The following is a 10,971-nucleotide window of genomic DNA, read 5'->3' as shown; positions in this document are numbered from 1 at the left end:
GATGTTTAGAGTTTTCACCACTGTTATTATCAAAAGTTCCTTTGGTGTGAATTTCATTTTTATTTTCAGAAGATATTGATTTTTCCTGAGACTGATCATGTACTTTTTTTGAAAGAGATTTTCTATCTCCTTGTGCAATTTCCATAATATTTTTTGCTACCAAAGAATAATCTAAAGTTGCATTTTGCAGCATCATTCCTCCTGCAATACTGCTGTGATTCACGCCTGCGGTTTCAGAAATATTCATCCCTGCATTAGATGTAATATTCATTCCTGCAGTCATACTAATGTTTTCCCCCGCATTGAAAGTCATATTCTTAGGTGCAGTCACCGTAATATTTCCCTGTCCATCCATAAAATAAGTATTACCACTTGGATCAATAATATTTACACTACCCTCAGCATCATTCATCAAAATACGGATTCCGCTTCTGGTTTGAATAGATTTAAGGTGATTATTGATTCCACCTCCTAAAGCAATATTTCCATGAAACATTCCGCCCATGGCAAAAGGAAAATCTGGATTATGATATTCAAAACCAACCATTACTTGATCTCCAATTTCAGGGATTGCTACAAACCCTCTGTTCTGACTTATAGCATCTGTTCCTCCCGCATCAGGACTCATCATTCTGATAAAGTTTGTTGTATCATTTAATTGCCAATCAAATTGTACCTGTATTCTCCCTTGATTTAAAGGATCAACATTCGAGATAACAGTTGCTACTTGTGGCTCAGCTTTAGGCATTTCAAAATTAGGCTTTGGCATAAAACCTGTTCCTTCAGCAATCGCTTCAAAACTTCCTGTGTAATATCCTCTTGCATCAACTTCATGACTTACTTCTGTAATCATTAAAGTAGTAAAATGAGAGGTTTGATTGCTGTCTGGCTTTCTCATAGCTAAGTCAGCAACACAACCAATGTATAAAAACGGAACTGTTGTTTCTCCTGAAACTGTAAAAACATCTACGGCCTTACTTCCTCTTGCACTCTTTTGGGAATCATCTACGTCACGAAACATATTCGCATTAATGGGAGTAGGTGTTAGTGAACGGGTTTTAAAGATAGTATCATTCAATTCATAAGCTTTTGCTGATAACTCTCCTAAATGCTTAATACGATTGTCAACACCCAACATTTTTGTATGACTACTACTATTGTAACCAAAGTATTCAGGTTTTGTATGTACTGCCTTTAGTTCAATAGTAACATCATTTACATTACTACCATCAATAAGCTTAATAGACTTTTCATTAGGTGGGAGCTTTCCAAAATGTAGAACTTCTCCATCATAATAAAACTGCTCTCCATAGGCTTCTGCAATTCTGGCAAGGTAGTTATAATGAGTCTCACAATATTGAGCACTGTAATTGATATAACTGTTATTTTGAGCGTCTACTCTGAAATCAAAATCATTTGTACCCAACGCTTCCTTGATAACCCTGTCTGCAATAATGGAAGTATTTACAGATTGACCTCCTCCAAAACTTTGTGTGTGTGGAGCAGAATCCATCAGAATTGTGGGACTGTAACCTTTAAGTACAATATTTCCCAAGCTCATTTTTTCCTTGCTGAATGATACATTTGTAATAATTCCTACAAACGTTCTCTCTGGGTTTTCATGTTCTGGATCTTTGTATTTGAATGTAACAGTCAATCGCTTTCCCATGAACTGTCTTGCCTGTTCAAGATTGTAGTTTTGGGTTTCATTCAAGGAATCATGAGCCAAAATAAGTTCAAAGTTATGATGAGTTTTAGCGCTCTGTTGTAAACGGAAATGTTTAAAATGATGAATGGGTTTTCCGCCAGCTATAATATCAAGTTTAATTACTCGATTGATGCCCGAAATATGATTTTCAGAAATTTTCTCTGAATTTGATATATTTTTTTTCATAGGATTATGTGTGTTTTTAATTATATCACCAAATGTAGATAAAAACAGTGCCAAAGTATATTTTTTTTGACATAATTTTTAAAATTGTAGTAGAGCTACGACTTAAATAAAGGGAAATAGAATTAAGATATAAGTTCTTAATTTAAACTTATGTTATTTTATATTCTACAGTATTGAGCTCTTAATGTTTGATAAGTGTGTAAACGATAAGGGAACCAATAATTTGATATCTCCCAAATTTCATTTCTTACCTCTCTACTTCCGGAATTGGGAAACCAAGAATGTATTTTTTCTTCTTCATTTAAAATCGAAATAAGACTTCCATCAGCATTTGTTACAATGGGTATATGAAGCAATTTTTCACGAATGGGATTAACTACATCTTTAATAAACCAATTATTATCTACCCAATCATAATCCTCCGAAATTGCTTTTATTTGTGCAAGTAAATGAAGATTTTTCCAGTTATTCGTAACAGCAAAATCTAGCAACTTGAAATAAAGTGACTTTGCTTCATTCATAATGCTTTTATTTTCATCAATTCGTGGATTAACTCTTTCAGAAGACGTTAAGTAAATACCATCCCGCGGATCTGTTGGGTTAAAATTAGGATTATTGATAATTATTGGCACATGGAATTTTTCAGTGCCTACCAGCGGAAAATCACAAAACAATCTCGGTACTTGTTCATCGATTGGTAGCAATGAAATAGAATCCGCATCCTTTTGTATAGGCATTGCAATAGAAGTTAGTCCAAAAGAACAAACAGCTATGCAATAAATTTTCTCCTCAATCAAATCAGTATCAATTAGTTTTACGGTATGTAAACTAATTTCATCATTAATTTTTTCAATTTCTTTACTTCTAATAAATAAATGAGAAGATGATACTATTTCAACTTTCTCTATCTCTGGGACGAATAGAAGAGTGTAGGGAAGACAAATCTCTAAATTATTTAGGCCTGATTCGGCAACATTAACACTAATTTTATCCAGTAACGGATATACAAATTCCGTATTGAAATCCCCTTCAAGGTATTCCAAGTAAATAGGAGAACTATCTAAATCTGCTACAGATTCTTTAGATTTTTTGACCGCCTCAGTAATATCTTCTAATTCAAAACCACTTCTATCTAATTGCAACTCAAATTTTCTGTAATCCAAATCAGGTTCTTTAGCAACTCCTTTGACGGTTACGACTTCTGACAATAAATGAGTTGTTAAAAATCCTGTGCCGAATTTTCCTGTAGTCTTACTCTTACCTTCTTCTGGTCTGCTTCTGCTTTTAGTAGATATCTGTTCTATTAAAAATCGAATATTATCTGCAGTAAAGGGCATACCATTGTGTTTAAAACTGACATATTCCGGTTGGTAATCTATTCTTATCTTAACCCCTTTGTCCAAATGTACATCTTTTGCATTTTGAATTAATTCCCAAATCCATCTTTTAGGTGTAATAGGGGATTTTTCTACGAGTGAGCGTAATTCACCCATTTCTTTGGAAATTTTAGTTGCTATTATTTGATGATGTGCTTTCTGCTCTAAAGAGTCAAATCTCGATTTGTAAGACATTAATTTATAGATTAAAAGTTTTAGCCAAATTTACAAATAACATTATAGTGAATTAGATTTTTTCACACCTATCTTCTCCTTTTTACCTCTTTATTCTCGAAATCTACATTAAGCACGACCTTTTAAGTGATTAATAATATTGTAGTTTTATTAAACAATCTTATCAAGGAATTTTTGTTTTAAAGAAATCATATCTTCACTCACTTTACTATCCAGAATCTTGGCATAGTGCTGAGTTGTTCTCATATTTTTGTGACCGAGCATTTTACTCACGCTCTCGATGGAAACCCCATTTGATAAGGTAACTGTTGTCGCAAAGGTGTGACGTGCTATATGATAGGTTAATTCTTTATTGATACCACACAGATCAGCAATTTCTTTCAGATAGGCATTCATTTTTTGATTGCTTAGAATAGGAAGTAATCTTCCACTATTTATACAGGTTGGATGGTTCTTATATTTTTCAATGATACACTCAGCTTGAGCAAGCAATGGTATGTTAGAGGTTGTCTTCGTTTTTTGTCGTTTGGTAAAAATCCATCGGGTTCCATCTAATCCAATATTGATGTTGTTGGTAGTTAACTTTCGAGTATCAATATATGCCAGCCCCGTATAGCAGCTAAATAAAAATACATCTCTGACCAATGATAGCCTCATATTTTTGAAATCTTTGGTAAAAAGTTTTTCTAACTCCTGCTCATTAAGAAATACTCTTGTTACTTCATCAAATTTTGAATCATAATTCATAAATGGATCTTTTTCCAACCAACCATGATTCAAGCAAATTCTGATGATCTTCCCAAAGTTCATAATATACTTTACGGCTGTATTATTACCACAAAGTTTTTCAGTTCGCAGAAAAAATTCAAAATCATTGAGAAAGGCATAATTAATTTTCCTAATATCAATATCGGAAATATCATATTTCCACTGCAAAAATTCTTTGGTATGGCTTAAGCAGGTTTTATAGCGGGTTAAGGTTCCCTTAGCGTACTCCCTCCCTACTAATTTCTCCATCCTGTCGTTATGATCCTGAAATATTGGAATCAGCATTCGATTTTTTTGATCCCTGCCCAATAGCCTGTTCTTAAGAATTTCACAGCTTATCGGTTCACTTTCTCTTATTAGTGTATGATAAGTATCATAAACTTTCTGCTCAAATGTCTTAAGATAAAAATTAAGTGATTTGCAATCTTCTGAAGACCCTTTTACACTTTGAGCTTGGCAGTTCCATTTTGAAGGCAATACGGTGCGTTTTGTACTGATTTCAGAAATTTTTCCGTCAATAGTAATTCTCATGTAGATGGGTGCTTCTCCCTGGGTGTTAATTTTAGCTTTTTTGAGATAAAAAAGCAGGTTGAATGTCTTATTCATATGTGCCGTTTTTAAAAATTTTAAATTAAATTCATTAAAAACTTCCCACAAGATGTTCAATTTCTGAACAAGCCCATGAACAGGCTTTCTTCTTACTTTTCAGTGACCTTTTTTCAACCTTTCTAACAGGTCACTGAATAGGTCACTTTCAGGTTGTGGATTTTTAGCTCCATTTGGAACAGACACAAAACAAAAAATGCTGTAAAACATCTATTTTACAGCATTTTGTACTATTTTAATTGAATAGTTGCGATCCGGACGGGACTCGAACCCGCGACCTCCGCCGTGACAGGGCGGCATTCTAACCAGCTGAACTACCGGATCTTGTTTTTTTTGTTAAAGAACTTCGTTTCTTTTTCGTGGTTGCAAAATTACACCTTTTTTTATTACCTGCAAACTATTTTTAAAAAAAATGCCTCCCAATCGTGGAAGGCATTCATTATCAAACTTATTTTTTTACAAGTGAGCGCTTAATTTTTCAGCGATAACCTCTTTTGGAGTTACACCTACTAGTTTATCTACAACTTCTCCGTTCTTAAAAATAAGAACTGTAGGGATATTTCTAATACCATACTGCATTGAAATTTCCTGATTGTTGTCTACATCCACTTTCCCTACTACTGCTTTTCCTTCAAAATCTGATGCTACTTCTTCGATGATTGGTCCCAGCGTTCTGCAAGGTCCACACCATACTGCCCAGAAGTCAACTAAAACTGGTTTATCTGATTTTAAAACCGTATCCTGGAATGAGCTGTCTGTAATTTCTAAAGCCATTTTGTTTCTTTTATTTTAATTAATATTATTTTCTTTTTTCAATTCTATTGAGTGTTCAAAATTACGATTTTTACATCATAAGACTATCTATGCTCAACATTAGTTTTTTCTATAGTGTAATCTTTCGAAATCTCCTTTAATGCCTCTGCCAGTGCGTCTATATCAGCTTTTGTCGTTAGATGACTGAAAGAAATACGTAATGGCGTACAATGATCCATTTCGTCTTCAGAAAGCACCATCATCATCACCATTGATGGCTTGGATGCTCCGGAAGAACATGCACTTCCCTGAGAAATGGCAATTCCTTTCATATCCAGCTGAAGTCCGATTAATGGGTTTTTATATGGAAGCAATGCACTTAAAACACTGTCAACACTATTTTCCATCTCACCACTTCGTCCATTGAATTTAATATTGGGAACCTCCGCAGATAATCTTTCGATTGCGTATTCTTTAATTTCTCTGATATGGGCAGCATAAGCCTCCATATTGTTGATGCAAAGCTCTAAAGCCTTACCTAGCCCTACAATACCAGCAACATTCTCAGTACCTGCTCTCAGACTTCTTTCCTGAGGTCCACCTGTAATAATTCCTTTCAAGCCGGTTGCTTTTCTAATAAAAGCAAAACCTACTCCTTTTGGACCATGGAATTTATGAGCACTGCAAGAAGCAAAATCTACAAGGATATCTGAGAAATCAAATTTCATATGAGCCATTGTCTTCACTGTATCAGAGTGATAAAGGGCATTATTCGCTTTGCATAATGCTGCAATTTTTTTAATATCAACGATATTTCCAATTTCGTTATTGGCATGCATTAAGCTTACCAAAGTCTTTTTATCTGAAGCTTTTAAAAGTTCTTCTAATTTATCAAGGTCAATATCTCCTTTTTCATTAGGGCGGATATAGTTTACCTCTACTCCTTTTCTCGCTTTCATATCCAGAATACTTTCAGAAACACATTTATGTTCTAAAGGCGAGCTAATGATTCTTTCTACTCCAAGGTGTTCCACCGAGGATTTGATGATCATATTATTGGATTCTGTTCCACAGGAAGTAAAAATAATTTCAGCAGGAGTTACATGAAGATAGTCTGCAACCTGTCTTCTTACATTTTCAATAAGGATTTTGGCTTCCTGTCCAAAGCTATGAGTTGAAGACGGGTTTCCGAAATTCATCTTCATCGTACCAACCATTGCGTCTATAACTTCTTCTGCAAGCGGAGTGGTTGCGGCATTATCTAAATATATTTTATTCATTGTTATTTTGAATATTTTAATTCTACGGAGGTAAACTGGTAATTTGCAGGAACAGCAAAAACGAACCAAGGATTGGAAAGCATCTGAATTTCCATTCCACCTGAAGGTTCTCCAGCTGGAACTTCTACATACAGGACATTATTCTTTACAGATATCCCCTTGATCTCATTGATACTGTGGCTACCTGATCTGAAGCTTCCCAGATTGTATACAACAACCTTTTTATCTTTGGGAAATTCCGGATAATCAGCAGTGGAATTTTTTCCTTCTTCTATAAGTCCGGAGCCACTTTTAACCACAGTATGAAATTCTTTTTCATCTTTAATGATTTTGAAGCCACGCTCCATTGTACCTCCCTGAGAACCGGATACAATAAACTCTGCTTTCTGCTGCATATCAGAAGAATTTTGTTGGGATGATGTTGTACTTGCACAGCTCATCAGGGTGGCTGCAATTGCAGTTAACAAAATTTTCATTTTTTACACTTTTATCACCCAAAATTAGTGAAAAAATTGGTAATGTCCTTCATTTGCCCATTTCAACATTGGCTTATCCCCGGAAGTATCACCAAATGCAATAATTTTATCATACCTGGAATTATTAATTTCTTCCTTTATCCGCACCAGTTTTTCTTTTCCGTTACAATTTTTTCCTACAAAATTTCCTGTAAAGACACCGTTCTTAAACTCTGCCCGCGTAGAAACAAGCTGCATTTTCAGAACTTCGGCAAAAGGTTTCACCCAGATATCCAGAGAAGCTGTTACCAATAAACTCTGTGTATTATTCCTATCGATATTTTGAATAAAATCCAAGGCATTCTCTCTTACAATTTTAGGGTAATGCAATTCAAAGAACTGCTTGGATTTCAATTCTATTTTTTCCTGTGACTGTCCTTTTAAAATAGACCCGATAAAGCTTTTCTTTACTTTTTCTGTTTCTGCCAGTTTAAGCTTCAGCAGAATAAAAAGGGGTACATGTCTTAAAAATTGTATTCTATATTTTGTAGAATCATAGAATTTAAGATACATAAACATGGTATCTTTATACGTCAGGGTTCCGTCAAAATCAAAACAATACAATTTTTTCATTTCTTAAAGCTTTAACTTTTTAAATATAAATTCAGGGATATTCCTGATAATCATCATAATAATACTCCAAACCGGCAAAACATATGCCACGTTCTTCTGCTTTTTGAACGCTTTATAAATGCAGGCAGCAGCCTGTTTTGGTGTTGCTGTTAACTTAGGATTCAAAGGCAGGCCTTCTGTCATTTTGGTTGCCATGAACCCTGGTTTTACCGTCAGTACATGTACTTTTTTACTGAAAAGATAGTTTCTTAACCCACTCAGATAAGCCGTAAAAGCGGCTTTTGCACTTCCATAGATAAAATTACTCTGTCTTCCCCTGTCTCCTGCCACCGATGAAAGTCCGATGATCGTTCCTGATCTTCTGTTTTCAAATTTATGGGCAAAATAGTTCATTACCGGAATCAGCTTAGAATAATTGATATTAATGATACGTTCCGTGTTCTTATTATCATATAATCCTTCTTCTGTTCCTTCACCCAAATATCCTACGGCACAAAATAATACATTTGAATTGATATAATCAAATTTGTTGTAATCAATTTCTTTCATCAGATCAAGCTCTATCACTTCAGACTGTTGTAGAAATTTTACATCAATATGTCTTGCAAACCTTTCCGTAGTTTCTTTATTTGAGGTAAAAAGATAAATTCTTTCAAACTTTTCTCCTTCCTGAAGTGCTTTTTCCACAAAAGCCTGTGCCACTTCAGATGTACTTCCCAGGACTATCATTATGAGTTATTATTTAAGATTCTTTTGTGCTGTAAAGACACAAATTTAGGACTTCGAATGTTTTTCAGGTAATTGGTAAGCGAGGATCTGCTCATACTGTCTTTGGTGAGATAAATTCTTCCTCCAAACTCCTGAACAATACTATCCAGCTGATCTACCAGTTTTTTCAGTTTTGAATTAACTTTAAAATCCAGCGCCAATGTATACCCTTCAACAGGGAATGAATTGTAAGCCTCCGGATTATTCTTTCCAAAAAGTTTTAAAACGGCTAAGAAAGAACCGTTTCCACTATTGGCAATGGTTTCAAGAATTCTCTTCATTCCTTCTTTTCCTGCTTCTTTTGGGATCACCATCTGATATTGTATGAAACCAGATTTCCCATAGATCTTATTCCATTCGTTAATGGCATCCAGGGGATAGAAAAAGGTTTCATAATCGATGAAATTCTTAACTTCTTTTTTAGACTGTTTTTTATAATAGAGCCAGTTGAAAATCTTTACTGTCAAAGCATTCAATACGAATCCCGGAAAGTAAAAAGGTACAGTTGGCTGTAATTTTTTCTTTAATCTTAAAGGATTTTTTGTCATAGTCTGCGGCAATTCATGTTGAAAAGCATGTTCTCCTCTCATCAGAATACTTCTTCCAATATTTTTTCCTTTCTGAAGACAATCGATCCATGCTACGGTATATGTCCAGCTTTCACTTTCATCAAACAGCTTAAAGATCTCATCAAGATTATCAGCTTTGATACTTTCCTGACGGATATAGGCTGATTCTATATTTTTAAGCTTAAATTTTGCTGTAAGGATAATTCCTGTAAGCCCCATTCCACCAATGGTAGCCCAGAACTTATCTGAATTCTCTTCTCTTGAACAGGTAATGATTTCCCCGTTTTCAATCATCAGTTTAAATTCAATCACATATTCTGAAAAACAACCTTCTGCATGGTGATTCTTTCCGTGTACATCAGAAGCAATAGCTCCCCCAACAGAAACAAACTTCGTTCCTGGTGTTACATAAAGGAAATATCCCTGTGGAACTGATATTTCAAGCACCTCCGATAGTAGAACTCCGGATTCGCACTCTATAATTCCGTTCAGGCGGTCAAAGCTGATGAATTTATTTAATTTTTTGGTAGAAAAAATGCTTTCACCCAATGAAGCATCTCCATAACATCTTCCGTTTCCTCTTGCAATAACTTCATTGTGATTGAGTACGAACTCTTTTATGTTTTTGAAGCTATCTTCAGATCTCATTTCTTTTTCCACTACCGGGTAATTGCCCCAGTTTGTAACTTTCTGTGTGAAATTCGGCTTCATTTCTTAAAGTAAATTTGAATTAAAAATGTGGCCACCCAAAGTAATAAAGTAACCTGTATATAACGGTCTCTGTACACAATTTTTGTGGGAGATTCTGTTCTGTTGTACACCAGTGTCTGCTGCAGATATCTTAAAAGAGCAAATACAACGAAAACCACTGTATAAAAAACTCTTTCATGAAATCTTGCCTGTACTTCAGGTGAAAGGGTAAACATCAGATAACAAACAATAGCCAATGTAATGGAAATAGACAGAGCAATGTCAGCAAACTGTACATTATACCCATCCAAAGCCTTCCTTGTTTTACCTGAAACCTGAGCATTGATAAGCTCTCCTCTCCTTTTTCCAATGGCTAATACTAAAGCCAATACAAAAGTCAGTAAGATTGCCCATTGGGAAATACTGATCCCTGTGATATAACCACCAGCCAGAACCCGCAATACAAATCCTATAGCAATGATAAAGATATCAATGATCGGCACATGTTTCAGTTTAAAGGTATACGCCAGATTCATCACTACATAAAAAGCGATAATGGTAGCAAATTTCCATAGCGGCTGCTGGAAATACATCTGGGCAAAACCTACAAAAACAATATCAGCAATCACCAGCCCAATGAGAATTCCTATTGCTGTAGATTTTGAGATCGCACCGCTTGCCAAGGGACGTCTTCTTTTTTCAGGATGTTTCCTATCTGCCTCAATATCATTATAGTCATTCAGAATATAAACAATGCTTGCAGCGAATGAGAAGATGATAAAAGCAAAGATACTTTTGGTAAGTAAATCAAGATTGGTAATATTACCGGAGAAAAATAGAGGGACAAATACAAAAAGGTTTTTTACCCATTGCTCCACCCGGAGCAGTTTTAAATATTTTTTCATTTATGTTATTTCGATTACAAAAATAATAAATTCAAAATTGACAGCCATAAAAATACAAAAAAAACCGCCGGAGCGGTCT

The 10,971-nt window shown here is 34.9% G+C and carries 10 protein-coding genes and 1 tRNA gene; all 11 read right to left on the bottom strand.

Annotation, left to right across the window (positions count from 1 at the left end; translation table 11 throughout):
- A partial coding sequence (locus tag DRF65_RS25655; protein ID WP_115973554.1) for a type VI secretion system Vgr family protein occupies positions 1 to 1,894 on the bottom strand: 1,894 nt, incomplete at its 3' end.
- A gap of 158 nt (positions 1,895 to 2,052) precedes the next feature.
- Positions 2,053 to 3,465: a sacsin N-terminal ATP-binding-like domain-containing protein gene (locus tag DRF65_RS25650; RefSeq protein WP_115973551.1), complete on the bottom strand. Its 1,413-nt coding sequence runs from the start codon at positions 3,463 to 3,465 to the stop codon at positions 2,053 to 2,055.
- Positions 3,466 to 3,615: 150 nt separating this feature from the next.
- Entirely contained in the window at positions 3,616 to 4,839 is a 1,224-nt protein-coding gene (locus DRF65_RS25645; protein WP_115973553.1) for a site-specific integrase, read from the bottom strand.
- Positions 4,840 to 5,089: 250 nt separating this feature from the next.
- A tRNA-Asp gene (locus tag DRF65_RS25640) sits at positions 5,090 to 5,163 on the bottom strand.
- A gap of 132 nt (positions 5,164 to 5,295) precedes the next feature.
- A complete protein-coding gene (gene trxA, locus DRF65_RS25635) occupies positions 5,296 to 5,613 on the bottom strand; it encodes a thioredoxin (protein ID WP_047099031.1) in 318 nt (105 codons plus the stop codon).
- Between the two features lie 83 nt (positions 5,614 to 5,696).
- The gene (locus DRF65_RS25630; protein WP_115973550.1) at positions 5,697 to 6,872 is read right to left on the bottom strand and encodes a cysteine desulfurase family protein; all 1,176 of its coding nucleotides are present in this window, start codon (positions 6,870 to 6,872) and stop codon (positions 5,697 to 5,699) included.
- 2 nt (positions 6,873 to 6,874) lie between these two features.
- Positions 6,875 to 7,348: a hypothetical protein gene (locus DRF65_RS25625; protein WP_115973549.1), complete on the bottom strand. Its 474-nt coding sequence runs from the start codon at positions 7,346 to 7,348 to the stop codon at positions 6,875 to 6,877.
- Positions 7,349 to 7,372: 24 nt separating this feature from the next.
- Positions 7,373 to 7,960, bottom strand: coding sequence for an HAD family hydrolase (locus DRF65_RS25620; RefSeq protein WP_115973548.1), 588 nt, complete (start codon positions 7,958 to 7,960; stop codon positions 7,373 to 7,375).
- Positions 7,961 to 7,963: 3 nt separating this feature from the next.
- Complete coding sequence (locus tag DRF65_RS25615) at positions 7,964 to 8,689, bottom strand: SDR family NAD(P)-dependent oxidoreductase (RefSeq protein ID WP_115973547.1); 726 nt, start codon at positions 8,687 to 8,689, stop codon at positions 7,964 to 7,966.
- Positions 8,689 to 10,008: an FAD-binding oxidoreductase gene (locus DRF65_RS25610; RefSeq protein WP_115973546.1), complete on the bottom strand. Its 1,320-nt coding sequence runs from the start codon at positions 10,006 to 10,008 to the stop codon at positions 8,689 to 8,691. Before DRF65_RS25610 ends, DRF65_RS25615 begins: the two co-directional genes overlap by 1 nt.
- Complete coding sequence (locus DRF65_RS25605) at positions 10,005 to 10,892, bottom strand: decaprenyl-phosphate phosphoribosyltransferase (protein ID WP_115973545.1); 888 nt, start codon at positions 10,890 to 10,892, stop codon at positions 10,005 to 10,007. The genes DRF65_RS25610 and DRF65_RS25605 overlap by 4 nt, the downstream gene beginning before the upstream one ends.
- Positions 10,893 to 10,971: the final 79 nt, after the last annotated feature.

The organism is Chryseobacterium pennae, from assembly GCF_003385515.1.
GTDB lineage: Bacteria > Bacteroidota > Bacteroidia > Flavobacteriales > Weeksellaceae > Chryseobacterium > Chryseobacterium pennae.
This window is presented reverse-complemented; position numbering and strand designations above follow the sequence as displayed.